The 24,375-nt window shown below is 72.0% G+C and carries 23 protein-coding genes and 2 pseudogenes; 8 read left to right on the plus strand and 17 right to left on the minus strand.

All coding sequences use genetic code 11. The features are described from left to right. Positions 1-534 precede the first annotated feature (534 nt). Together FB388_RS23345 and cobC are read right to left on the minus strand one after the other, a co-directional pair. Positions 535-1,677: a Nif3-like dinuclear metal center hexameric protein gene (locus FB388_RS23345; RefSeq protein ID WP_142104333.1), complete on the minus strand. Its 1,143-nt coding sequence runs from the start codon at positions 1,675-1,677 to the stop codon at positions 535-537. Next, positions 1,674-2,723 (minus strand): Rv2231c family histidinol phosphate aminotransferase CobC, encoded by a 1,050-nt coding sequence (cobC, locus tag FB388_RS23350; RefSeq protein ID WP_142104334.1) that lies wholly within the window; start codon positions 2,721-2,723, stop codon positions 1,674-1,676. The genes FB388_RS23345 and cobC overlap by 4 nt, the downstream gene beginning before the upstream one ends. A 159-nt stretch (positions 2,724-2,882) precedes the next feature. Here cobC and FB388_RS23355 point away from each other — a divergent pair, with 159 nt between their 5' ends. Together FB388_RS23355 and FB388_RS23360 are read left to right on the plus strand one after the other, a co-directional pair. Continuing rightward, on the plus strand, positions 2,883-3,356 hold the full coding sequence (locus FB388_RS23355; protein ID WP_246122320.1) for a low molecular weight protein-tyrosine-phosphatase: 474 nt from the start codon (positions 2,883-2,885) through the stop codon (positions 3,354-3,356). Positions 3,357-3,385: 29 nt separating this feature from the next. Continuing rightward, a pseudogene (locus FB388_RS23360) lies at positions 3,386-3,979 on the plus strand (fructosamine kinase family protein); the annotation flags it as partial. A gap of 123 nt (positions 3,980-4,102) precedes the next feature. Here FB388_RS23360 and FB388_RS41245 read toward each other — a convergent pair. Continuing rightward, on the minus strand, positions 4,103-5,002 hold the full coding sequence (locus FB388_RS41245) for an alpha/beta fold hydrolase (RefSeq protein ID WP_142104336.1): 900 nt from the start codon (positions 5,000-5,002) through the stop codon (positions 4,103-4,105). 180 nt (positions 5,003-5,182) lie between these two features. Between FB388_RS41245 and FB388_RS41250 the strand changes: the two genes are divergently transcribed. Next, complete coding sequence (locus FB388_RS41250) at positions 5,183-5,347, plus strand: LacI family DNA-binding transcriptional regulator (RefSeq protein WP_142104337.1); 165 nt, start codon at positions 5,183-5,185, stop codon at positions 5,345-5,347. A 28-nt stretch (positions 5,348-5,375) separates the two neighbouring features. Continuing rightward, positions 5,376-5,573: pseudogene (locus tag FB388_RS23375) on the plus strand (fructosamine kinase family protein); the annotation flags it as partial. 6 nt (positions 5,574-5,579) lie between these two features. Here FB388_RS23375 and FB388_RS23380 read toward each other — a convergent pair. The 6 genes from FB388_RS23380 to FB388_RS23400 all read right to left on the minus strand — a co-directional run bounded on the left by FB388_RS23380 (position 5,580) and on the right by FB388_RS23400 (position 12,085). Beyond that, positions 5,580-6,506, minus strand: coding sequence for a GNAT family N-acetyltransferase (locus FB388_RS23380; protein ID WP_142104338.1), 927 nt, complete (start codon positions 6,504-6,506; stop codon positions 5,580-5,582). Positions 6,507-6,548: 42 nt separating this feature from the next. Further along, positions 6,549-6,722, minus strand: a complete 174-nt coding sequence (locus FB388_RS39580; protein WP_170225711.1) for a hypothetical protein — start codon at positions 6,720-6,722, stop codon at positions 6,549-6,551. A 139-nt stretch (positions 6,723-6,861) separates the two neighbouring features. After that, on the minus strand, positions 6,862-7,836 hold the full coding sequence (locus FB388_RS23385; RefSeq protein WP_142104339.1) for a ferritin-like domain-containing protein: 975 nt from the start codon (positions 7,834-7,836) through the stop codon (positions 6,862-6,864). Between the two features lie 252 nt (positions 7,837-8,088). Continuing rightward, positions 8,089-9,483 carry a WS/DGAT/MGAT family O-acyltransferase gene (locus tag FB388_RS23390; RefSeq protein ID WP_142104340.1) on the minus strand — a complete coding sequence of 465 codons (1,395 nt, stop codon included), beginning with the start codon at positions 9,481-9,483 and terminating at the stop codon, positions 8,089-8,091. Positions 9,484-9,500: 17 nt separating this feature from the next. Then, a complete protein-coding gene (locus FB388_RS23395) occupies positions 9,501-10,730 on the minus strand; it encodes an SAM-dependent methyltransferase (protein WP_142104341.1) in 1,230 nt (409 codons plus the stop codon). An 11-nt stretch (positions 10,731-10,741) separates the two neighbouring features. Continuing rightward, positions 10,742-12,085 (minus strand): FAD-binding oxidoreductase, encoded by a 1,344-nt coding sequence (locus FB388_RS23400; protein WP_142104342.1) that lies wholly within the window; start codon positions 12,083-12,085, stop codon positions 10,742-10,744. A 127-nt stretch (positions 12,086-12,212) separates the two neighbouring features. On the opposite strand from FB388_RS23400, the gene FB388_RS23405 reads away from it, so the two are divergent. After that, entirely contained in the window at positions 12,213-12,908 is a 696-nt protein-coding gene (locus FB388_RS23405) for a dienelactone hydrolase family protein (RefSeq protein WP_142104343.1), read from the plus strand. 5 nt (positions 12,909-12,913) lie between these two features. Here the strand turns inward: FB388_RS23405 and FB388_RS23410 are convergent, their stop codons facing one another. Continuing rightward, positions 12,914-13,927, minus strand: coding sequence for an alpha/beta hydrolase (locus tag FB388_RS23410; RefSeq protein ID WP_142106226.1), 1,014 nt, complete (start codon positions 13,925-13,927; stop codon positions 12,914-12,916). A gap of 140 nt (positions 13,928-14,067) precedes the next feature. Between FB388_RS23410 and FB388_RS23415 the strand changes: the two genes are divergently transcribed. Together FB388_RS23415 and FB388_RS23420 are read left to right on the plus strand one after the other, a co-directional pair. After that, positions 14,068-14,631 carry a DUF4190 domain-containing protein gene (locus FB388_RS23415; protein WP_142104344.1) on the plus strand — a complete coding sequence of 188 codons (564 nt, stop codon included), beginning with the start codon at positions 14,068-14,070 and terminating at the stop codon, positions 14,629-14,631. Positions 14,632-14,670: 39 nt separating this feature from the next. Next, positions 14,671-15,813, plus strand: coding sequence for an acyl-CoA dehydrogenase family protein (locus FB388_RS23420; protein ID WP_142104345.1), 1,143 nt, complete (start codon positions 14,671-14,673; stop codon positions 15,811-15,813). Positions 15,814-16,571: 758 nt separating this feature from the next. On the opposite strand, the gene FB388_RS23425 is transcribed toward FB388_RS23420, so the two are convergent. Both FB388_RS23425 and FB388_RS23430 read right to left on the minus strand, forming a co-directional pair. Beyond that, positions 16,572-17,411 (minus strand): PPK2 family polyphosphate kinase, encoded by an 840-nt coding sequence (locus tag FB388_RS23425; protein ID WP_142104346.1) that lies wholly within the window; start codon positions 17,409-17,411, stop codon positions 16,572-16,574. 44 nt (positions 17,412-17,455) lie between these two features. Next, the gene (locus FB388_RS23430) at positions 17,456-18,433 is read right to left on the minus strand and encodes a sigma-70 family RNA polymerase sigma factor (protein WP_246122323.1); all 978 of its coding nucleotides are present in this window, start codon (positions 18,431-18,433) and stop codon (positions 17,456-17,458) included. 18 nt (positions 18,434-18,451) lie between these two features. On the opposite strand from FB388_RS23430, the gene FB388_RS23435 reads away from it, so the two are divergent. Further along, positions 18,452-19,024: a dihydrofolate reductase family protein gene (locus tag FB388_RS23435; RefSeq protein WP_142104347.1), complete on the plus strand. Its 573-nt coding sequence runs from the start codon at positions 18,452-18,454 to the stop codon at positions 19,022-19,024. Positions 19,025-19,047: 23 nt separating this feature from the next. On the opposite strand, the gene FB388_RS23440 is transcribed toward FB388_RS23435, so the two are convergent. The 5 genes from FB388_RS23440 to FB388_RS23460 form a co-directional block, all read right to left on the minus strand. Further along, positions 19,048-19,716 (minus strand): Uma2 family endonuclease, encoded by a 669-nt coding sequence (locus FB388_RS23440; RefSeq protein ID WP_170225800.1) that lies wholly within the window; start codon positions 19,714-19,716, stop codon positions 19,048-19,050. A 66-nt stretch (positions 19,717-19,782) separates the two neighbouring features. Further along, a complete protein-coding gene (locus tag FB388_RS23445; RefSeq protein WP_142104349.1) occupies positions 19,783-20,637 on the minus strand; it encodes an ABC transporter ATP-binding protein in 855 nt (284 codons plus the stop codon). Continuing rightward, the gene (locus FB388_RS23450; protein WP_142104350.1) at positions 20,634-21,716 is read right to left on the minus strand and encodes a FecCD family ABC transporter permease; all 1,083 of its coding nucleotides are present in this window, start codon (positions 21,714-21,716) and stop codon (positions 20,634-20,636) included. Before FB388_RS23450 ends, FB388_RS23445 begins: the two co-directional genes overlap by 4 nt. Continuing rightward, entirely contained in the window at positions 21,716-22,750 is a 1,035-nt protein-coding gene (locus tag FB388_RS23455; RefSeq protein ID WP_425468587.1) for a FecCD family ABC transporter permease, read from the minus strand. Before FB388_RS23455 ends, FB388_RS23450 begins: the two co-directional genes overlap by 1 nt. 98 nt (positions 22,751-22,848) lie before the next feature. Continuing rightward, complete coding sequence (locus FB388_RS23460; RefSeq protein ID WP_142104352.1) at positions 22,849-24,306, minus strand: MFS transporter; 1,458 nt, start codon at positions 24,304-24,306, stop codon at positions 22,849-22,851. Between the last annotated feature and the right edge of the window lie 69 nt (positions 24,307-24,375).

Consider the following 24,375-nt stretch of genomic DNA (forward strand, 5'->3'; position numbering starts at 1 on the left):
ATGAGGCGATCGAGAGCCGACGCCGGTCGGCGCTCTTCGTTCTCGGCTTCGTGGTTGATCGAGTCGAATGCGGGACGACAGCGATCCGGAGGCCGCGTCTGAAATCCTTCTGCAACACCGGAGCCTACTCCTGTTCTCCCTCTACAGGGGCGAAGACCGATGCGCCAGGAGCCGCTGACTCGAATACCCGGTTCACGACCTCGGTGGACCGCGGTGGACGGCCGAACGCATCACCGCTAGCCTCTCCACGCGGTCTCACCCCAGACCCCGGTGCCCGCTGTCAGAGCGTTGTGCCGAACCGGGTAGGAGTGATCGACATCGTCCGTGCCGCGCTTCCCTGCTGCTCCTACGCGACATGGACACGCATCGAGCGCCCACACGTCCGTCGAAGGGCCAGGACGGGGGCTCGCGAAACTGGCGGTGGCCGCGCCTCCGGAGGGGGACGTGCGAGTCACCGGCTGTCGTCGGGCCTCGGCCGAGCAGGGAACGGCCGAGGCGCGATGACGCGGTAGCGGTCGGGTGACCGACCGCCCGTCAGCGGGCGGCGCCGATGCTCCACGGGTCGGTGCGGCGGGTGGACACCGTGACCCGCACGCGGTCGCCGAGCGCCGCGCGCACGACGTCCGCCGCCTGCGCGCACCACGGCCACTCGGACGCCCAGTGCGCCACGTCCACCAGTGCGGGCGTCGGGCGGCCGACCGTGCCCGCCAGAAGGTGCTCCGACGCGGGGTGGTGGCGCAGGTCAGCGGTGACGTAGGCGTCGACGCCTGCGGCGGTGGCGGCCCCCAGCGCCGAGTCGCCCGCGCCGCCGCAGACCGCGACCGAGTGGATCGGGCGGTCCGGATCCCCGGCCGCCCGCACGCCCCACGCCGTCTCCGGGAGCCCAGCCCGCACCCGCGCCGCGAATGCCGACAGCGGCTCGGGCTCGGGCAGGGTGCCGATCCGGCCCAGCCCGCGCGACGACGACAGCTCTGCGAGCTCGAACACGTCGAACGCAGGCTCCTCGTACGGATGCGTGGCCCGCAGCGCCGCGACCACCGCCTCCCGCCGCCCGCGTGGCAGCACCATCTCCAGCTTCGTCTCGGCCACCCGCTCCAGCTTCCCGACGGTCCCGATCGTCGGGTTCGCGCCGTCCAGGGGCTTGAACTGGCCGGTGCCGGCCGTCGCGAACGAGCAGTGGCTGTAGTCGCCGATCCGGCCTGCGCCTGCCGCCGACATCGCCTCGTGCACGGCGGTGATCACCGGGCCGGTCGGGATGAACGTCACGATCTTGTCGAGCGGCTCGGCCGGTTCGCTGATCAGCGGGCCGCTGACGGCCAGCCCGATCGCGCCGGCGAGCGCGTCGGACACGCCAGGGTCGGCCGAGTCGGCGTTCGTGTGCGCGGTGAACAGCGCGGTGCCGCCGCGGATGAGCCGGTGCAGGAGGGCGCCCTTCGGCGTGTCGGCGCCGACGCCGTGCACGCCCCGCAGCAGCAGCGGGTGGTGGGTGACGAGCAGCTGGTGGCCCCCGATCGCCTCGTCGACGGTCTCCGGCACGGGGTCGACCGCGAACAGCACCGACTCGACGGGTTCGGCCGGGTCACCGCAGACGAGCCCGACGGCGTCCCACTCGGCGGCGAGCGCGGGCGGGTACGCGGCCTCCAGAGCCGCGATGACGTCGCCGACGGTCGCGGTCACGCCGCCACCGCCGCGAGCGCCTCCGCGAACGCCGTCACCAGGCGGCCGACCTCGGCCGCGGGACGCACGGCGACCCGGACGTGGTCGGGGCCGAGCCCGGGGAACGTGTCGCCGCGGCGCACGGCGATCCCGGCTTCGCGCAACGCCGTCCGCACCCGCTCACCCTGCCCGTCCGGCAGCCGCAGCAGCAGGTACGGGGCGGTGCCGGGCAGCACCGTGACGCCCGGGACGGCCGCCAGCCGCTCCACCTGCTCGGCCCGGGCCACGGCGAGCCGCTCCGCCGCCTTCCGGGACTCCTCCACCGCGGACGGCGTCGAGCACCCGATCACCGCCTCCAGCGCGAGCGTCGAGACCGGCCACGGCGGGCGCGGCGCGGCCAGCCGCGCGAGCAGCTCGGGGTCGCCCAGCGCGTAGCCCGCGCGCAGGCCCGCGAGCGCCCAGGTCTTGGTGAGGCTGCGGAACACCAGCAGGCCCGGCACGTCGGTGGCGCCCGCGACGGACTCCGGCTCACCCGGGATCGCGTCGGCGAACGCCTCGTCGACGAGCAGCACGCGGTCCGGCGCGGCGAGCGCGCGGACGTCCTCGGCCGGGTGCAGCACGCCGGTGGGGTTGGTGGGGTTGCCGATCACGACGAGGTCGGCCTCGGCCGGCACGGCGTCGGGGTGCAGGCGGTGGCCGTCGGCCTCGTCGGTGAGCACGTGGACGACCTCGACCCCGGCCGCCCGCAGCGCCGCCTCCGGCTCGGTGAACCCTGGGTGCACCACCGCCGCCAGCCGCGGCCGCAACGCGGGGAGCAGCGCGAACCCCTCGGCGCTGCCCGCGAGCACGAGCACCTCGTCCGGCCGGCGCGAGTGCCGCGCCGCGACCGCCTCCCGTGCCTGCCGGTCGTGGGAGGCGGCCGGGTAGCGCCCGATCCCGTCGAGCGCGACGACCAGCCGATCCCGCAACCAGGGCGGCGGCCCGCTGCCCTGGACGTTGACGGCGAAGTCGAGCAATCCGGGCCCGGCATCGACGTCCCCGTGATGCCGCAAGGACGCAAGATCCATGGCCGGAAGCGTACGGCGGCGGCCCACGCCACTTCACACATCCAGCACGTACTTCACACAGGGCGGGCCCTGTGCGAAGTCGGTACTGGGTCTGTGAAGTGGGTCTGGGGTCAGGCCCGGGCCGCGACGACGAGTGACCGGCTGCGAGAGACTGCAGCCGTGACCGACAACCCCCTGCGCGTCGTGTTCGTCTGCACCGGCAACATCTGCCGGTCGCCGATCGCGGAGAAGGTGTTCGTCCACGAGCTGGAGCGAGCCGGTCTGGCCGACGCCGTGCACGTGTCGAGCGCCGGCACGGGCAACTGGCACGTCGGGTCACCCGCCGACGAGCGGGCCGTGGCCGCGCTGCTGGCCGGGGGCTACAAGTCCGAGCACATCGCGCGGCAGGTGGACGCGGACCAGCTCGGCGCGGACCTGATCGTCGCGCTCGACCGGTCCCACGAGCGGGCGCTGCGGTCGTTGGTGCGCGACCCGGACCGGGTGCGGCTCCTGCGCTCGTTCGACCCGGACGCCCCGCCCCGCGCCGAGGTGCCCGACCCGTACTACGGCGACGACGACGGCTTCACCTCCGTGCTGGACATGATCAAGGCCGCGATGCCCGGGATGGTCGAGTGGGTGCGCGAGAACAGGTGACGGTGCTGGGCGTCGTGGTCCGCGGCCGGGTGTCGCTGGGAGGCGGCGCCGCGCGGGTCGGGCTCGCCGACGGGCGCACCGTCGTCGTCAAGGAGGGTGACCGGGCGGCGATCGCCGCCGAGGCGGCGGGGCTGCGCTGGCTCGACGAGGCGGGTGGCGCGCCCGTGCCCGCCGTGCTGGAGTCGGACGGCGGGCGGCTGGTCACCGAGCTGGTCCCAAGCGGCTCCCCCGACGCGCGAGCGGCCGATGAGCTGGGCCGCGCGCTGGCCCGGACGCACGCGGCAGGTGCGCCCGCATTCGGTGCCGCGCCGCCCGGCGGCCCCGCCGACGCGCGCATCGGCGCCGCCCCGATGCGCAACGCACCCGCCCCGAGCTGGCCGGAGTGGTACGCAGCCGACCGGCTCGTTCCCTACCTGCGCACGGCCCGCGACGCCGGCACCCTGAGCGCCGACGACGCCCGGGTGATCGAGGCGGTCGCGGACCCCCTGCCCGCCCTCGCCGGGCCCGCGGAGCCGCCCGCCAGGCTGCACGGCGACCTGTGGTCGGGGAACGTGCTGTGGTCGCCGGCCGGAGCCGTGCTCATCGATCCGGCGGCCCACGGCGGGCACCGGGAGACCGACCTCGCGATGGCGGATGCAGCGTCACATGCTCGAGCCCGTCGGGGACGAACCTGTCGCAGAAGTGGTGCGGCGCCTCGGGGCGGAGGCAGTCAGCGCCGCAAGGAGGTCACCGCCCCTGGTCGGGCACTACTTCTTTCGCCTGGCGTTATCATCAATAAAGGGAATCAATACGTCCAGCAAGCCAGCGGGATTCTCCTCCTGAACGTAATGCCCAGCATCTGGAACGATCGCAACCTGAACATTAGTGGCGACCTCTCGAAGCATTTCCTCATTCACGTCAGAAAACAGGTTGGCCGCCCCCGCTACTCCCAAGACGGGCAACGTCAGTCGTCCGGCATCGACCAAGGCTGCTCGGTTGTCGCGATCGTCTCTTGCGAAGGCGCGGTAGAGCTCAAAACCTGCACGCATGGCGCCCGGTTGCTCAAAGTGAGCGGCATAGACAGACAAGTCCTCAAGTGTGATCGCTTCCGGATTGAAGGTTGCGCCGTCAAAGAATAGTTTCAGATAGGTTCGTTCTCGTCCCGCCGTCAGCTGCTCAGGCACATCCAGCGCCTGATGGAAGAAGAAGTGCCAATGACGCATATCGACCCTGAGTCGTTCGTACACGTCTGTCCCCGGCAATGTTGCTTCCATCAGGGTCAGCGTCGACAGATCGTCACGGAATCGAAGCGCGTATGCCAATGACACCATCGAGCCAATATCGTGGCCAACCAGACTGATTGGCTCGTTGACCCGTAGGATTTCGCGCACTATCACCCGCACATCCCCGGCCATCGTCCATTTGTCGTATCCGCTCGCGGGGTGCGAAGAACTGCCTGCGCCTCGATAGTCAATACATACGACACTGTTACCTGCACGCACTAGCGGCGCGGCGACATGTCGCCAACTATGCCAAGTTTGGGGGTATCCATGCAGCAGGACCACCGTGTGCTCGCCCACGCCTGCCCGCGCATAGTGAAGTCGTACTCCCGGAGCCACTTCAGACGACCCGTGGCTCCACTCTGTGGAGTCAGTGCTCATATACATCCCCTTCGGTTGGAGCCTTTTTGAGTCGGCCGAACGCCAGGCAGAGCGGCGCCCCAGATACCACAGAAGGTACAGAAGGCGGCGAAGGCGCTGTATGCGGCTGCTAGGATGCGGCTGCTAGGCGCATCTGTGTAACGATACACGGATAGGGTCGGAAAGGTGAAGCCGTCCCGTGCCACGATGCGGCAGGTCGCCACCGAGGCAGGCGTCGCGGTGATGACGGTGACCTACACCTACACCCGACCCGAGCGAGTCGCTGCCGCGACGCGTACCCGGGTGCTCGACCGATCGAACCGCCCACCCGGTGCGACCTGCTTGGGCGCTGACCTGCGTAGATACGCCTAGGCTGGCAGCCTACTCAGAAGGCCTATAGATGCTCGCCCTCTTCGGCTGCCCGCACCTGCACACCGTGCTCGCCGCCTACGACGAGGCCGCGCCGCTCGCGGCCGGCTGGCGCGACCGCGTGCCGCTGCACCAGCTGTTCCCGCTGCTCGTGCACGTGGTGCTGTTCGGCGGCGGCTACGCAGCGCAGGCGGTGGACGCAGCCCGAGCGGCGCTGCGGGCAGGATGACCGGGATCAGCGCCAGTCGTCCAGCAGCCGCACGTCCTCCCGGTCGTAGCCGCTCTCGTTGGGGCGGTGCATGGTGATGCCTGGGCTGTCGGTGCGGAAGCCCGCCGCCAGCAGCTGCCGGTACGCCTCGTGGCGCGCGGTGTTCACCCCCAGCGTGAGCCGGACCGCTCCCGCACCCGCCGCGTAGCCCTGGCAGGCCGCCACCAACGACTCGAAGGCCTGCGCCGCGCCCGGGCCCGGCCGGACCGCCGCGAACTTGGCGTACGCAACTCCGCTACCCGCCTCCGTGCCCGGCCCGGCGTGGCACACGGCGAAGCCGCGCGGCACGTCCGGCTCACCGATGAGCACGACGTCTCCGAGGCCCTGGTCGAGCACGGCCTCGATCTCACCGCGCACGTCCAGCCCCGGGTGGATGGCGTCGGTGACGGCGGCGCAGCCGGCCACGAGGGCCGGACGGTGGGCGGGCGCCACGTCCGACAGGCGCCACCCGAGCTCCGGCTCAGCGCCCGTCAACGGTCTTGACATGATCGCCGTCAGGAACCGCGGCCAGAAGCCGAACCGCTGGTAGAAGCCGTGGTGCTGCGGGCTCTGGGCGAACGTGAACAGGCCCTGGTGCCCCGCACCCCACCCGTCGAGCACGTCGACGGCGGCGCCGACGAGCCGCGTGCCGATCCCCTGGCCCCACAGCTTGGGGCGCACCGAGAGCGGACCGAGGTAGCCGACGCTGCCCCAGCGGGTGACGATCGTCGAGCCGGCCACCTCGCCGTCCACGAACGCGCCGACCGTCATCGTGTGCTGCGCCCTGAACCGGGTGCGCACGAGCTCGGTGTCGCGATGCACCCCGGCGCCGAGAACGGTGGAGAACGCGTCGCGGAAGACGTCGTCCGCGGCGTCAACGTCGGCCGCCCCGAGCGGCCGAACCTCGATGTCCACGAGGGCAGGATGCCGTGTCACTGGGCTGAACGGACGGCGGGGTTACTCCAGATCGATACCAACCGGAGTAGACGGCAGGCCGAAGTGGGGGAACAGGCGGCGGTCGCCGAACCAGGTCACGGCCGACACGAGGTCGCCCTCGACGGCCAGCACGAGCAGCCCGTACCCGCCGATCTCGGGCAGGTAGCACCGGCGCCGCGCTCGTCGCGTCCGCACGCTCGGAGGAGCACGGCTGAACCGCTCGTACCCACCGCACGTGCGGTGATCCGGCGCGTCGCGGTGCTCGCTCACTCGCGCGGAGCGGGCGACGGCCCCTCGCCGGCTGAGGGCCGCCGCCCGCAGAGCCACGAAAGGGTCAGGCGCTGTCGTCGCTGGCGTTGATGTCGCCGTTGACGCCGTCCGGGAAGAAGCCACCGGATGTCACGCTGTCCGGGTTCAGGTAGACGATGTTGAGGACCTGTCCTGCGCTGCGACCGAAGGCGATGGCGTTCTCGTCGGTCGGGACGATGTTCGGTACCCCGTCGAGCTCGAGGCCCTGGTCGAGGTCGGCCTCGCCGTCCAGGCCGTCGCGGGCGTCGGAGATGGCGATCGTCGCCTCCTCGGCCCCACGAGCCTGCAGTGACGCGCGGATCAGGCCGGCGTGGTACGCCTCGACCGCGAGAATCCCGGCCGCGGCATCCAGGAACGTCTTGTTCTCTATCAGCGGAGCGGCGCCCTTGTAAGCGGTCACACCCACGTCCTCGAATACGAAGGCGCCGAGCAGGAAGTTGTCCTCGCTGCCGAACACGTCGAAGCGCTCACCGTCCTCGATGAGCCCGGCAGCCAATGCGGCGGCGGTGAACGCCTCGTCCAGGTCGATCGCCGGACGGGCGACCTTGGCGTCCCCGAGCGCGGTACGCAGGAAATCGACATGGGCGCGCTCGTCGTTCGCGATCTCGGTCGCGTTGGCCTTCAGGACCTGGTCGGTGAACTCCACCTGGCGACCGCCGGTTACCCCGCCGACGGTGCCGACGCCGTCGATCTGGTTGTCGTCGAGCCCCTCACCGGTGACGGCGCGCAGGTAGAACTCGGCCTCGAGGTACTCGAGGTTGAGGGCGAAGTTGAGCACGGCGGCATCGCTGATCGCGGCGTCATCCGACACCTCGGCCACGGTGCGGATCGCGGCTGTGGAGGGTGGGGCGGAGAGCCCGCCACCGGCCAGCGCGCCGCCGCCGACGACGCCGGCCGTGGTGAAACCCGCGACCCGCAGGAATCTTCTTCTGTCGACCTCGTTCTCGGCACTGCGGTTGATTGCCTCGCGGACAAACGCCTTGCTGAAACCTTTGAACACCGCTGCTCATTTCTGCTCGGTCATCTGGTCGAGGATCGGACGTCACCCTGTTCCACGCCGATTCCCACCGCGCAGTTCACCGCCACCGAACCGGATCGGATGAATGGTCGACTGGCCGCGATCAACGGAAGCAGTGGCAACCCGGGCACCAACGCGCCTCGGCCACCCGGCCGATCCGGTTGATCCACTCGACACCCGAGACCCCCGCCTCGCGCGACTCGCGCTCTCCGTGCAGGCGAGCCGAGTGCGGCGTCAGGAGAGGCCGACGAGTTCGGCCAGTGAATCCGCGACGAAGCCCGCCAGGACGTCCACGTCGGGGACGGCGTCGCGGTCGGCGGTGAACCCGTAGTGCATGCCGGTGTCGTAGGACGTGATTCCGATGGCGACGGCCTGGCCACCGGCGAGCGGGACCACCGGGAACATGTCGAGCATGGGGGCGCCCATGGCGTAGAGCGGGCGGGGTGGGCCGGGCACGTTGGTGACGAGGACGTTGTAGAAGTTGCTGGAGAACTGGCTGGCCAGCCGGGCGCCGAGGCTGTGCACGATCGGCGGGGCGAGCCCGACCAGCTTCATCAGCGTGGCGGCGCCCACGGCCTGGCCGCTGCGCTTGTGCACCTCCATGGCCTCGCGCAGCACCGCCAGCCGGGCGAGCGGGTCGTCCTCGGTGACGGGCAGGTCCACGAGGTAGGCGGAGATGCTGTTGCCCGCTCCCGATCCACCCCGGGCCCGGGCTCGGACGCTGACCGGCACCATCGCGCGGACGGCCGTGTCGGCGGTCAGCGGCTCGCCCCGGCTGATCAGCCAGCGGCGGAGGGCGCCTGCGACCACCGCGAGCACCACGTCGTTGACGGTGCCGCCGTGCGCCCGCCGGACAGCGCGGTGCTCGGCCAGCGACGTGCGGCACATGCCGTAGCGCCGTTGTTGGCCGGTGGCGGCGTTGAGCGGCTGCACCGGCCGGACGGTGGCGGCGCTGCGGCCCGCGGCGAGCACGCCCTCCACGGTCTTGCCCACCGTCGACACCGCCTCGCGGACGTCGGTGAGGGCGCGCCCGGCGACGTCGAGCACGTCGCGGGGCCTGCGCAGGGCGTGCGCGGCCGCGGACGCGGCCAGCTCCAGCCCGGACGGCTCGGGGGCGGGCCGCCAGTCGTCCTCGGGGGTCTCGCGCGGCTGCGGGGTGAGGTCGAGCAGCGCGGCGCCGATGTCCATGGACGCGAGCCCGTCGACCATGGCGTGGTGGGTCTTCGTGACCACGGCGAACCGGCCGTCGGCGAGCCCCTCGACCAGGTAGACCTCCCACAGCGGCCGCGAACGGTCCAGCTGCCGGGCGAGGAGCCGCCCGACGAGGTCGAGCAGCTCCTCCTCGGTGCCGGGCGCCGGCAGGGCGGAGCGCCGGACGTGGAAACCCAGATCGAAGTCGGGGTCGTCCACCCACACCGGCAGCCCCAGCCCGCCCGGTACCTCGCGCACCTTCTGCCGGTACCGCGGCACGAGCGCCAGCCGGTGCCCGATGAGATCGGTGAAGGCGTCCGGGTCGAACGGTCCGTCCTCCGGGGGCGCGAACGTCATGACCGCACCCACGTGCATCGCCGCCGTGCGGTGCTCGGCGAAGAGGAAGGACGCGTCGAGCGGCGAGAGGCGGTCGACCACGCTCCTATTCTGGACCGCTACCAACCGCGAAGGGGGAACCCGGACCGGGCGCGGTCGCCGAGCTTCACACCCAGCACCTGGTGCAGCTGGATGTTGTCGCGCTCGAACCCGAGCCGGCTGGCCGCCATGTAGAGCCGCCACACCCGCGCGCGGCCGAGCCCGACCTCGGCGACGGCCTCCTCCCAGTGCTCCTCCAGGTTGCGGCACCACTCGGTGAGGGTGAGCGCGTAGTGCTCGCGGAGGTTCTCCTCGTGCCGGATCTCGAACCCGGTGTCGTTCATCGCCGAGATGATGTCCCCGACCGGCTCGAGCTGGCCGTCCGGGAACACGTACCGCGCGATGAAGGGGTCGAGCTTGCGCGTGAGCGGGGTGCGCGGCTGCGTGATGCTGTGGTTGAGCAGCCGCCCCTCCGGCCGGAGCCGCCGGTACAGGGCGCCGAAGTAGCTCGGCAGGTTGGCCTTGCCGATGTGCTCGGTGAGCCCGATGGAGCTGATCGCGTCGAACTGCTCCTCCGGTGCGTCGCGGTAGTCGAGGTGGCGCACCTCGGCGAGGTCGGACAGGCCCCGCCGCTCGATCTCGGCCTGCGCCCACTCGGCCTGGTTGCGCGAGAGCGTGACGCCCAGCGCCTTCACGCCGTGCTCGGCGGCCGCGTGCATCACCATGCCGCCCCAGCCGCAGCCGACGTCGAGCAGTCGCATCCCCGGTCTCAGGGCCAGCTTCTGCGCCACCAGCTCGAACTTGGCCGCCTGCGCCTCCTCGAGCGTGCTGTCCTCGGTGGCGAAGACCGCGCAGGTGTACGCCATCGAGGGTCCGAGCACCCACTCGTAGAAGCGGTTGGAGACGTCGTAGTGGTGCGAGATCGCCTTGCTGTCCCGCGCCTTGGAGTGCAGCCGGCCCGGCGGGCGGTACTCGAACTCGGGTGGCGGCTGGCGATGGCGCAGCCACACCGGGAACAGCTTGCGCGCGAGCGCCACCTGCTCCTTGCGGCTGAGGTCGTGCAGCGTGAGGTCGGCCATGGCGTTCAGCACGTCGTAGACGTCGCCGTCGACCTCGATCTCGCCGGTGACGTACGCGCGGGCGAGACCCAGGGTGCCGGGCGCCGTGGCGAGCCGGGCGAGCGCGCGCGGCGTGAGGATCTTCAGCGCGACGTCGGATCCGTCCGGCCCGGCCTTGCTTCCGTCGTAGGCCACGATCCGGATCGGTACATCCTGGCCGAGGACGTCGGAGATGATCTCTGCTACCTGCATGACTGCCCCCTTCACCTGGTGACCTTGGAGTACAGATCGGGCTGCCTGCCGTGCGGGTCGTACCGCTGCTTGAGCGCGCGGTAGGCAGGCCCGTTGTAGTGCTTCCAGAACTCACCTTCGTCGTAGTGCACTGTGGAGTACAGCGACTTGTGCCCACCGAGATCGGCCACGAGCTCCTCGATCCGGCGGTTGTGCGCGTCCGGTCGACCTGGTGTTTCCGGCACGCTCGACCAGAAACCCACGTTGACGTACAGCTCACCCGGCTGCATCGGGTAGAGCGGCCACGTCCGCTCGCCGCGCAGCCGCAGCGGGCACAGCCACACCGGCCGGATGCCGATGTCGCGGTGGAACGCGTCGAGGAACTCGGCGAGCCGGTCGACCGGGATCTCGACGTCCTGGATCACCGGCTCCTCCTGCGGCGTGCGGGTGATGCGGTGCGCGAGCCGGGAGAAGCCGTGGCGCCGGTCGAGGGCGACGAGGCGGCGGTAGACGTCGGAGCGGCGGTAGCGGCGCGGCCAGAACCTGCGCACGACCGGGTGCTGGGCGCCGAGGGCCCGGGAGCACCAGAACCAGTCGGTGTCCCAGCGCCAGATGTAGTCGTGCACCGTCAGCACGTCCGTGGTCCGCTCGCGGATGGAGCGGTAGAAGATCTGCTGGCCGGTGTAGTCGCTCACGCCGGGCCCGGGGTCCTCGCTGAACGTGCCGAGCGTGAGGTACTGCTCCCCCGGCTCGAAGACCGTGCCGTCGACGAAGTCGGGCCCGTCGGGACCGCAGACCTCCTCGATCGTGGCGGCCAGGTCGGCCGTGGCCACCCGCCGGTGCTCCAGCCGGACGAACGGCGAGACCCGCTGCAGCTCGATCTTCAGCCGCAGCGCGTAGCCGAGGGTGCCGTAGGAGTTCGGGAAGCCGGCGAAGAGATCGGCGTGCTCCCCGTCGGGCGTGGCCGTGACGAGCTCGCCTTCGGGCGTGAGGATGTCCATCTCGAGCACCGACTCGTGCGGCAGCCCGTGGCGGAACGACGTGGACTCGATGCCCAACCCGGTGACGGCCCCGCCGAGCGTGATCGTCTTCAGCTGAGGCACCACCAGGGGCATGAGCCGGTGCGGCAGGGTGGCCTCGACCAGGTCCTCGTAGGTGGTCATGCCCTGCACGTCGGCGGTGCGCGCCACGTCGTCGACGGAGATCACGCCGGCCAGCGCGGACGCGTCGATGGTGCCGGCGGATTCGGCGCCGTCGAAGCGGAACAGGTTCGACGTCTTCTTGGCCAGCCGCACCCGCGTGCCCGGCGGCAGCGCCCGGTATCGACCCACCAGGTCGGCCACCGCTGCGTCGTGCCGGCTGGGCGTCAAGGTCATGTCAGCGACGCTAGTCTGCATCCCTCGCCTCACCCAACCCTCCGACCTGCACCGTTCCTCACATCGCCCGGATCGTCCCGGTGTGGGGGATCCGGCGACGCCCAGGTGGGCGTGGTGAGATGTGGCCGTGACCGACAACCCGCTCCAGGACGTCACGTTCCCCTCCAACGGCGGCACGGCCCACGGCTACCTCGCCGTCCCCGCGTCCGGCAGCGGTCCGGGTGTCGTCGTCATCCAGGAGTGGTGGGGGCTGACCAACCACATCGCCGACGTCACCAACCGGCTGGCCGCGGAGGGCTTCGTGGCCCTGGCCCCCGACCTGTACGGCGGCAGCACCACGCACGACTCCGAGGAGGCCGGGCGGCTCATGCAGGAGCTGCCGGTCGACCGGGCCGCCCGCGACCTCGGCGGCGCGGTCGACTACCTGCTCGGGCACGAGGCCGTCACGTCGCAGAAGGTCGGCGCCGTGGGCTTCTGCATGGGCGGTGGCTTCGTGCTCGTGCTCGCCGCGCAGCAGGGCGACAAGATCGGTGCCGCCGTGCCGTTCTACGGCCTGCTCAAGGAGGACTACCCGAGCTTTGCCGGGCTCACCGCGCCGCTGCTCGGGCACTTCGGCGAGCAGGACGACTTCGCGCCGACCGACGCGGTGCGCGAGCTCGCCTCACGGATCGAGGCCGAGTCGGGCGTGAAGCCGGAGTTCCACCTCTATCCGGCGGGCCACGCGTTCTTCAACGACGAGAACCACCTCGGCACCTACGACGCCGAGCAGGCGCAGACCGCGTGGAACCGCACGCTGGAGTTCCTCCGCGCGCACCTGAGCTGAGCGCGTCAGTCGTGCTCCGCGAGGAACTCGTCGAGCGCCTTCCAGGTGGTGGTGCGCGCGCCGCGCCCGGTGAGCACGCCGAGGTGCCCGCCGGGTGCGGTGCTGAACCGCACCTCCGGGGCGCCGGTGAGCAGGCCCACCACCTTCTGCACGGCCGGCAGCGGGGCGATCACGTCGTTCCGCCCGCCCACCACGAGCACCGGGACCTGCACGGCGGCGAGCCGGATCGACCGCCCGCCCAGTGACAGCTCGCCGTCGGCCAGGTCGTTGTGGCGCAGCATCAGGTGGAAGATCTGGCCGAACACCCGGCCCGGGTAGCCGTGCATGTTGCGCATCAGGTGCTCGACAGCCTCGATCTGGGCGAGCGCGTCGCGGTCGTCGAGCTGGGACAGCACCGTGAGCGGCTTCGTCACCAGCTTGTCGACGGCCACGAGCTGGAACGCCGCGCTCACCAGGGGCGCGGGGAAGCTCCCGATCGCGCGGTAGACCGCCGACAGGCCGCGCCCACCGGTCACCATCGCCAGTGGTCGCAGGGGGGCCACGAACGGCACGGCCGACACGTCGACCGGGCTGCCGACCATCGTCAGGGTCCGCACCGGGAGCGGTTGGCCCGCCTGCGTCCCGGCGGCGACCGCGAGCGCGCAGAAGATGCCCGCGAGCGACCAGCCGACGAGGTGGACGTCCGGCCCGGCGTCCTCCGCGGTGAGCCGCGCCGCCCACGGCACGACGTCGTCGACCCAGTGCTCCATGCCGAGGCGACGGTCGGCGAACGACTTCGGCCCGTGGTCGACCAGGTACACGAGCCGGCCCTCGCCGAGCAGGTGCTCAACGAGCGAACAGCCGCGGCGCAGGTCGTAGGCGAAGTCGGGGGCGCCGAGCGGCGGCACCAGCAACACCGGCTCGCCGCCGACCGGGGCGACACCGGGCACCGGGAGGTACCGGTAGAGCGCGCCGCGCGGGCCGTCGTCCACCAGCTCCCGCGGCATCCGCCGCAGGTCGGCCACCCCGCCGCGCGCCATGCCGACGAGGTTGACCGCGGCGGCGGGGAGGTCCACGGAACAACACGCTACCGATCACCTGCCGAACCCCGCCGTCACCCGGTCAGGGCGGGGAAGGAACGATCTCCGTCGGGAACATCGCTCTGACGAGGGGGGACACGATGAGCACGCCGGATCCGCAGCAGCCTTCTGATCCGCCGCCCGACAAGGCGGAGGAGTCGGCGACCGTGTCCTTGGACAAGCCGGGCCCGCCGGCACCCGAGCAGCCGACCGCGCCGGCGTACGGCGCCCCGCCGTACGAGCCGCTCCCCGGGCAGGCGTTCGACCCCCGGACCGGCCTTCCCCTCGGCCCGCCACCCGGCTCGCCGTACGGCCCGCAGGGCACGGCCGCGTACGCCCCTCCCCCTCCCTACGGGCCCCCTCCCGGCTACGGACCCCAGCCCGGCTACCCGCCGCAGTACTACGGCGGATACCCGCCCTACCCGCCGCCGCGCCCCACCAACGGCATGGCGATCGCCTCGCTCGTCCTCGGGATCCTGTGGATCTACTGGATCGGCAGCATCCTGGCGCTGGTGTTCGGGTACGTCGCACAGCAGCAGATCAGGCAGCGGGGCGAGTCCGGCGGCGGCATGGCGATCGCCGGCATCGTCCTCGGCTGGATCGGGGCCGCGACCCTGGTCGTCATGCTGTTCTTCGTGTTCGCCGTACCCGGGCAGTACTACTAGCCCATTTCTTGTTACCGGCCGGTATGTGAGACTCCGGCGATGCAGCGCGACATCTTCGACGCCGAGCATGCCGACTTCCGGGACCTGGCGCGGACGTTCATCGCCAAAGAGGTCACCCCGTTCCACGACCAGTGGGAGCGCGACGGTCAGGTCAGCCGGGAGGTATGGCTCGCGGCCGGGAAGGCCGGGCTGCTGGGCACCGACGTGCCCGAGGAGTACGGCGGCGGCGGGGTGGCCGACTTCCGGTACAACGCCGTGCTCACCGAGGAGCTGAACCGGGCGGGCGCGAGCGGGATCGGCTTCCCGCTGCAGAACGACGTGGTGGCGCCCTACCTGCTGCGACTGGCCACCGACGAGCAGAAACGGCGCTGGCTGCCCGGCTTCTGCTCTGGTGAGATCATCACCGCGATCGCGATGACGGAGCCCGGCACCGGCTCCGACCTGCAGGGCATCCAGACGAACGCCCGCCGCAGCGACGACGGCTGGGTCCTGAACGGCGCGAAGACGTTCATCACCAACGGGATCATGGCCGACCTGGTGATCGTGGTGGCCCGCACCGACCCGGACGCCGGCAGCCGCGGCTTCACCCTGCTCGTGGTCGAGCGCGGGATGCCCGGCTTCGAACGCGGCCGCCGCCTCAACAAGGTCGGCTTGAAGGCACAGGACACCGCGGAGCTCTCCTTCACCGACGTCCACGTCCCCGACGCCAACGTGCTCGGCGAGCCGGGCGGCGGGCTGATCGCGCTCATGCAGAACCTGGCCCAGGAGCGGCTCTCGATCGCGGTCGGCTGCGCGGCGGCCGCGGCGCGGGCGCTCGAGATCACCGTGGAGTACACGAAGGAGCGCACCGCCTTCGGCCGGCCGGTGGCGAGCTTCCAGAACACGCGCTTCGAGCTGGCGGAGATCGCCACCGAGGTCGACGTCACCCAGGCCTTCGTCGACCGCTGCATCACCGAGCTCGTCGCAGACCGCCTGGACGCGGCCGACGCGGCGAAGGCCAAGTGGTGGGCGAGCGACGTGCTCAAGCGGGTCGTCGACCGCTGCGTGCAGCTGCACGGCGGCTACGGCTACATGCTCGAGTACCCGATCGCGAAGGCCTTCGTCGACTCGCGCGTACAGGCGATCTTCGGTGGGACCAACGAGATCATGAAAGAGATCATCGGGCGGAAGTTGCTGGGGTAGGTCCTCCTGCTCAAGGCCTCCTGGCTCAAGGTCTTGCTTCCTCAGGGCCTCCTGGCGGCGCCGCGCATCGTGCGGGGCCGCCCCTCACAGCTCAAGGGCGCTGCGCGTCGCTCCGCGATCGCTGGCGCGACCCTTGACCTGCGAGCCTCTGCGGCCCCTTCAGGCCCGCTTCGCGGGCAGGCCCGTGCCTGCCCTTCCTGGCGCGCGGCGCCGCCAGGAGGCCGGTCTTCGGCGATCTCCTTGCCACCGCGCACCGGTCCCCGCTCAGGCACCCCGTGTCGGCCCACGAACCCCGTCGACCGGCAGCATCCGCCCACCACAGGTGCGCGAGCAGCGGAGATCACCCCGAGCAGCACACCACGGTGCCGCCCGCGACCGGAAAGTACTGCTCGCGCCGGCCAGGCCACCTCATGATCGGCGACTGGGCGCGTTTCCCGACGCAGGGCGTCGGTATTCGCACCGAAACGCTGATCATGCCCGCGAGACCAGCCTTCGGTGGCGCCGCGCGCCCAAAAAGGGCAGGCCCGTGGGCCTGCCCTCGAAGCGGGCCCTCAGGGATCGCAGAGGCTCAGGGGTCAAGGGTCGCGCAGCGATCGCGGCAGCGACGCGCAGCGCCCTTGAGGCGTGAGGGGCGGCCCCGCACCATGCGCGGCGCCACCGAAGGCCCCGGTGGCGGTTCGCCTGGACGGGCGTGGGGCCACGAAAGGCCGAGCCCGAAGGCGCACGCAGCCTGAGACAGCGTTCCGCGGAACGCGGTCTCAGGACACCCCGCTCGCAGCGAGCCGGGCGCGTTCGGCGTCGACGTCGAAGTCCGGCTCGGGGAACCGCGGGTCCAGGTCCGCCAGGGTCTCGGCGAGGAGAGCCGCGATCGCCCAGTTGCGGTACCACTTGCGGTCGGACGGGATGACGTACCAGGGGGCGTCGTCGGTGTCGGTCCGCTGCACCGCCTCCGCGTAGGCCTCCTGGTAGGCGGGCCACTTCACGCGGGCGTCCAGATCGCCGGGGTTGTACTTCCACCGCTTGGCCGGGTCGTCGAGGCGGGCGACGAGCCGCTCGGCCTGCTCCTTCGCCGAGATGTGCAGCATGCACTTCACCATCGTGATGCCCTGGGCGCCGAGCTCCGCCTCGAAGTCCGTGATCTGGGAGTACCGGGCCCGCCAGACGTCCTCGGGCACGAGCGAGTCGACGCGGGCGATGAGGACGTCCTCGTAGTGCGAGCGGTCGAAGATCCCGATCCGGCCTGGCGCCGGTACCTGGCGGCGCACGCGCCACAGGAAGTCGTGCGCGAGCTCCTCCTCGGTGGGCTTCTTGAACGTCGCGATCTGCAGGCCCTGCGGGTTGACCAGGCCGCCGACGTGCCGGATCACGCCGCCCTTGCCGGAGGTGTCCATCCCCTGCAGCACGAGCAGGAGGGCGCGCGGGCTGCCGCCGGTGGCCTCGGCGTAGAGGGCCTCCTGCAGGTGGTCGAGGCGCTTGCCGATGTCGCCCATCTCCTCGGCCGCGGCCGCCTTGTCCCGTGGCCCGATCGGCCGGGCCCGGGTGTCGACCCGGTCGAGGTCGGCGGGCGCCCGGAACGTCTCGCGCACGGTCTTTCCCATGCCGGGAGCCTAATCACATGTCCCGTCGTCGGTCGTGGTGATCGTCAGGGGAGGCCGAACAGCGCGAAGACCGCCGGGTCGCCGAACGCGTACACGTGCTCGATCCCACCCGGACCGATGTCGAGCACCTGCAGGAACGCCCGCCGCTGCGAGCCGTCCGGCTCCCGCGTGTACGTGGCGAACGCGGGCTGGCCGTTCGCCCGGATCGGCACGAGGCGGGCCTGCCCCGGTCGCACCGGACACCGCTCGGCGAGGTGGTGGGCGATGTCCGCCTGCCCGCGGTACCACGCCGCCAGCGGCGGCATCTCCCAGATCACGTCGGCGCTGAACAGCGCCACGATGGCGGGCACGTCCTTCGCCTCCCACGCGGCGACGTACTGGTCGAGCCGGCGGCGCAGCTCCGGCTCTGCGGGCTCGGCGGGGGTCTGCACGCGGGCCGCGAGCTGGTCCCGCGCCCGCCGCAGGCCGCTGTTGACGGCAACGGCCGTCGTGTCGAGCATCTGCGCGCTCTCAGCGGCGGAGAAGCGCAGGACGTCGCGCAGCAGCAGGATGGCGCGCTGACGCGGCGGGAGCGTCTGGAGCACCGCGACGAACGCCAGCCGCAGGCTCTCCCGCTCCACGGCCGCGTCCTCCGGCCCGACGGCGACCCTCGTCGTCGGGAGCGGTTCGACCCAGGGGACGTCAGTGGCCTCGGCCACCGCGTCGGCCGGATCGGAGGCGGGCCACAACTGCACGGGCAGCGCACGCCGCCGCGCAGCCTCCACCGCGTTCAGGCAGGTGTTCGTCGCGATGCGGTAGAGCCAGGTCCGCATCGAGGATCGCCGTTCGAACGAGTCGAGCGCGTGCCAGGCGCGGAGGTAGGTCTCCTGGACGAGGTCCTCAGCCTCGTGCACCGAGCCGACCATGCGGTAGCAGTGCGCGAAGAGCTCGTTCCGGAGCGCCTCCGCCTGCGCGACGAACTCCGCTGCCGGCTCCGGTGATTCCCGGGGCGCCCGGCTGTCAGTACGGATGACACCCACCACCCCTGAAGAGGATTCCAGATGGCACGCAAGCTCTTCCTGCAGATCAACATGACGGTCGACGGTTACGTCGAGGACGCGAACGGCGACATCGACTGGCACTTCGCCGACGCCGAGTTCGACTCTTTCATCCTCGACACGCTGCGCTCGATCGACGGCATGGTGTTCGGCCGGGTCGCCTTCGAGAAGCTCGCAGCGTACTGGCCGACGGCCGAGGCATCGGCGGGCAGCGAGACCCAGCGGGAAACCGCACGCCTCATGAACGAGCTGCCGAAGTACGTCCTCTCGCAGACGCTGACCGGCAGCGACTGGCACAACAGCCACGTGCTGTCCCGTGACGTCCCGGCCGAGATCGAGCGGCTGAAGGCCCGGCCCGGCAAGGACCTCGCGCTGTTCGCCGGCGCCGCCGCGGCCACGTCGCTCGTCCGGCTCGGTGTCGTCGACGAGCTGCGGTTGATCGTCGACCCGCTCCTGCAGGGCGGGGGTACCCGGCTCTTCGACGGGAAGGGCGAACCGACCCGGCTCGAGCTGACGGCCACGCGGCCGTTCGCCAGCGGCGCAGTCGTGCTGACCTACGTGCCGCGACGGCAGTAGCCCGGGTTCACCGGTGCCGGGCGTCAGGCCTTGACGCCCGGCTCCTCGGTCGGGATCACGGGGAGCGTCTGGGTGGGTGGGCCCTCGGCAGGCGACGTCGCCGGCGGCGCGGAGTCCGGCGCCGTGATCTCCGCGAGGTCGAGCTCGAGCCGGAACGGCTCCTCGATCAGCAGCGTCTCGTCGCCGCCCGCGCGGGCGTACTCGTGGTACCGGCCGCCGATGATCATGTCGACGACCGCGAACGGGCCGTCGTGGTCGAGCAGCAGCGAGTACGGGATGCGGCTGCGGGCGTACAGCTGCAGCTTGAAGCTCCGGTCGGCAGCACCGTGGTCGGAGCCGACCACCTCGATCACCAGCAGCGCCGCGGCGGCGTCGAGGACCACCGGCTCCGCGTCCTCGGCGGGCTCGTCACCGGTTCTCTCCTCGGTGGGGGCCGCTGTGACGATCAGGTCCGGCACCAGCACGCAGTCCAGGCCGAGGCGCAGCGGCACCGGGCCGCGAACGACGAGCCCGTCCGGCAGCACCGCGGCCACGGCAGCCCGCACGCGCTCGATCGCCCGAGCCCGCCGCGGGCGCGCATTCGGGCCGATGAGCAGCGTGCCGTCAACGACCTCGACGCGGCCGTCGTGCTTCAGGGTGAGGTAGGCGGCCTCGGTCCAGGGGCCCTCGTGGTCGAAGATGGAGCGCTCCACCACGGCCTCCTCTCACTCGATCCTGGTCGTCGCAGGTCACATGGTGACACGTGACACACAGGGAGCTCAGGACGACTGAGCGTGACCGCCGATGGGCACGACGAGGGGGGTGCCGGCCACCGGGTCGGATATCACGCGGGCCGCGAGCCCGAAAACCTCGGCGAGCATGGACTCGGTGACGACCTCCGAAGGCTCACCGGCGGCGACGACCCGGCCGTCCCGCATGGCGATGAGCCGGTCGGCGTAGCGGGCGGCCAGATTCAGGTCGTGCAGCACCATGACGACGGTGCGGTCGGCCTCCTGGTGCAGGCGCCGGACCAGCTCCAGCACGTCGACCTGGTGGGCGAGGTCGAGGAACGTCGTCGGCTCGTCGAGCAGGAGCAGGTCGGTGCCCTGCGCGAGCGCCATCGAGATCCACGCCCGCTGCCGCTGGCCACCGGACAGCTCGTCGACCGGGCGCTCCGCGAGGTCGGCGATGCCGGTCCATTCGAGGGCCTGGGCCACGGCCTCCTCGTCGTCGGCCGACCACTGCCGGTACCACGCCTGGTGCGGGTGCCTGCCGCGCGCGACGAGGTCGGCCACGGTGAGCCCCTCCGGCGCGGTGGGCGCCTGCGGCAGCAGCCCGAGGATCTTGGCGACCTCGCGGGTGGGCATCTTGTCGATGCGCGCCCCGTCGAGCAGGACGTGCCCGCCGGTGGGCTTGAGCAGCCGGCCCAGCGCCCGCAGGAGCGTGGACTTGCCGCACCCGTTGGGCCCGATCACCGCCGTGATGGTGCCCGCGACGACATCGAGGTCCAGCCCGTCCACCACAACGCGCTCGCCGTAGGCCAGCCGGACGTGCTCGGCCCGCAGCCGGACGGCGGGGTCCGTGCCGGCGGCAGCGCCGTTCTGAGAGGCGTCGGTCTTGGTCAGCGGCGTCATGCACGGGCCTCCCGGCCGTAGCGGGCGAGCAGGTAGAGCAGGTAGGGCGCGCCGAGCACCGCGGTGACGATGCCGACCGGCAGCTCGGTGGCGCCGAACGCGGTGCGCGCCACGACGTCCGCGATCACGGTGAGCGCCGCGCCGACGACGAGCGACATGCCGATCGGCGGCCGCGCTCCCCCGACGAGGCGCTGCGCGATCTGCGGCGCCACCAGCGCCACGAACGCGATCGGCCCCGCGGAGGCCGTGGCCACCGACGCCAGCCCGACGGCGACGAGGAGCAGCAGGGACCGCGCCCGGTTGACGGGCACGCCGAGGCCGCGTGCGGTGTCGTCGCCGTACTGCAGCGCGCCGAGGACGTGCGCCAGCAGGAACGCGGCCGGCAGCAGCACGACGAGCGCGACCGACACGGGCAGGACGTGCTCCCAGCCGCGCGCGTTGAGGCTGCCGTTGAGCCACACGTAGGCGCGCGCCGCCTCGAACACCTCCGCGACGACGAGCAGCCAGTGCACGATGGCCAGCAGCATCGCCTGCAGGCCGATGCCGACCAGCACGAGCCGGAACCCGTGCACCCCGCGCCGCCAGGCCAGCCCGTAGATCAGGGCGGCGGTGACCAGCCCGCCGACCAGCGCGGCCATCGGGAGACCCGCGGCCGCGAGGAACCCGCCGACCAGGCCGAACCCGCCGCCGAGCACGATCACGAAGACGGCGGCGGCGCTGGCGCCCGCGGTGAGGCCGATCATGTCCGGGCTGGCCAGTGGGTTGCGCGCGATCGACTGCGTGATCGCCCCCGCAACGGCGAGCGCCCCGCCGACGAGCGCGCCGGTGAGCGACCGGGGCAGCCGCAGGTCCAGGATGATGAACCGCTGCCCCGAGTCGCCGCCGCCCATCAGCACGGCGAGCACGTCGGGGATGCTGATCGGGTACTCGCCGCGGCCGATGTTCGCCGCCATGCCGAGCACGAGAGCGGCCACGCCGATCGCGAGCACGACCACGTACCGCGGCCGCCAGACCAGCGACATCCCCCGTGCGCGCAGCGCGGGACGCCCGGGCACGCGCTGCTTCTCCAGCACTGCCATCAGATCGCCACCATCTTCCGGCGGCGCACGAGCCAGACGAAGAACGGGCCGCCGATCAGCGCCAGCACGATCCCGACCTGCAGCTCCCCCGGACGTACGACCACGCGGCCGATCACGTCGGCGACGAGCAGCAGGGCGGCTCCGGCGAGCGCCGACGCGGGCAGCAGCCACCGGTAGTCCGGGCCGGTGAAGGACCGGACGATGTGCGGGACGACGAGCCCGACGAACGCGATCGGCCCGCACGCCGCCGTGGCCGACCCGGCCAGCAGGGTGATCGCGACGATCCCCATGGTGCGGGTGCGGCGCACGGAGTGGCCGAGCGAGCGGGCGACGTCGTCGCCGAGCGAGAGCGCGTTCAGCGCGGGGGCGCTCGCCAGCCCGATGACCGCACCGGCGAGCAGGAACCACTGCACCTGCCCCGCGATCTCGACCTCGCGCCCGGCGAGGGAGCCGACGGCCCAGAACCGGTAGGCGTCGAGGGTCTGGACGTCGACGAGGATGACGGCGGATGTGAGCGCGGCTAGCAGCGCCGACACCGCGGCGCCCGCGAGCGCCAGGGTGACCGGGGTGGGTCCGCCGCGGCCGACCGACCCGAGCACGAACACCGCGACGCTCGCGACGAGCGCACCCGCGAAGGCGAACCAGACGTAGCCGTAGAGGTTGGTGACGCCGAACGCGTAGATCCCGATGACGACGAAGAACGCCGCCCCGTTGTTCACGCCCAGGAGCCCTGGGTCGGCGAGCGGGTTGCGGGTGTGGCCCTGGATCAGCGCCCCGGCGAGGCCGAGCGCGGCGCCCGCGAGCACACCGAGCAGCGTGCGGGGCACCCGCAGCGAGCGCACGACGATGTCGTCCCCGAGGCCGGTCGGCGTGAACACCGCGTGCCACACGCCGTCGAGGGGAATGGCCTTCGCGCCGACCGCGATGCTCGCGACGCAGGCCGCCACCAGGACGGCCGCGAGCAGGGCGAGCCCGGCGAGCCGGCGCCTGCGCAGCCCACCGACCGCGGGCGCGGGAGCGGCCGGCGTCGTCAACACGGATCCACCATAGGTGAGGCTGGCCTTCACTCCATAGTGGCCCCACACGAGCGGGCCGGGTGGCGCGTGCCACCCGGCCCTGTCGTTAGCCCTCGTCAGTGAGCGCCTGCGCGCGCTCGCTTCGGGAGCGCGAAGCCGAGCACGAACCCGATCGCGATCAGGCCGGCCGCGACCAACGCCGTCGCGCTGCCCGCGTCGACCGCCGACTGCGCGGTGGGCGTCTCGCCGACGATGCTGAAGAAGACCGTGCCGAGGATCGCGATGCCGAGGGTGACGCCCAGCTGCTCGATCGCGCTGAGCGCGCCCGTCGCGGAACCGACCTCGCGGTCCTCCACGCCGCCGAGAACGATGTCGAACAGCGGGACGAAGATCATCCCCATTCCGGTGCCGCCGACCAGCAGCGGCAGCGCCATCGTCGCGAACCCGACCTCGACGCCCACCACCTCGTAGACCGCGTACAGCCCGAGCACGCCCGCCCCCATCAGCGCGAGCCCGGTGTGCAGCAGCGCGCGGCCCAGCCTCGCCATGAGCACCCCGGAGACGGCCGAGCCGACCAGCGCACCGAACGCCCAGGGCGCCATCATCAGGCTGGCGCCGATCGCCGAGTAGCCCAGGCCGATCTGCAGCATCATGCCGATGGTGAACATCGCGCCCATCGCCGCGAAGAAGATCGTCGCGAACGCCACGCCCGCCACGTAGGAGCGCTTCCCGGCGAGGCTGGGCTCCACGAGCGGGGTGCGGCCGGCGCGGGCGAGCCGCGACTGGCGGCGGGCGAAGATCGCGAACACCGGCACGGACGCGACCAGCGAGACGATCGTCCACGCGGGCCAGTGCAGCTCGTGCCCCTGGACCAGCGGGAGGATGAGAAGCACGGTGCCGGCCGCCGAGAGCGCGACGCTGATCCAGTCCAGGCGGGTGCCCGCTGCGGCGGGAGCGACCTTCGGCAGGTGCTTCACCGCGAGCACCGCCGTGAGGATGCCGAGCGGCAAGTTGATCAGGAAGATCATCCGCCAGCCGGTGCCGAACAGGTTCGCGTCGACCAGGAATCCGCCGACGATCGGGCCGAGCACCGCGCCGATGCCCATCACCGGGCCGAACGCGGCGAGGGGCTTGGCCATCTCGGCGGGCGGGAACGCGTCCCGGATCAGGCCGAAGCCCTGCGGGAGCATCAGCGCCGCGAACGCACCCTGCACAACCCGACCGCCGGCGAGGACCTCCGGAGACCAGGCGAGACCGCACAGCATCGACACGGCGGTGAAGCCGGCGCTGCCGATCAGCAGCATCCTGCGGCGCCCGACCATGTCGCCCAGCCGGCCGCCGACGATCAGCAGCACCGCCAGCGCGAGCGTGTAGCCCGCCGTCGTCCACTGCAGCGTGGCGTTGGTGCCACCCAGCTCGTCACGGATGACCGGCGCCGCGACCGACACGACGGTGGAGTCCAGCAGGTTCATCAGGGCGGCGCCGAGGACGGCGGAGAAGCCGAGCCACGACGAGCGCGTCGAGCGGGCGGCGGGGATGGCGACCGGGAGGGGCCGGTCGAGCGTCGCGGTCATCGGACTCCTCGTGGAACGGAATGAACTGTTCCCCTTTAAGGTAGCGGAACGGAACGTTCCGGTCAAGTG

Source organism: Pseudonocardia cypriaca (genome assembly GCF_006717045.1).
Classification (GTDB): Bacteria; Actinomycetota; Actinomycetes; order Mycobacteriales; family Pseudonocardiaceae; genus Pseudonocardia; species Pseudonocardia cypriaca.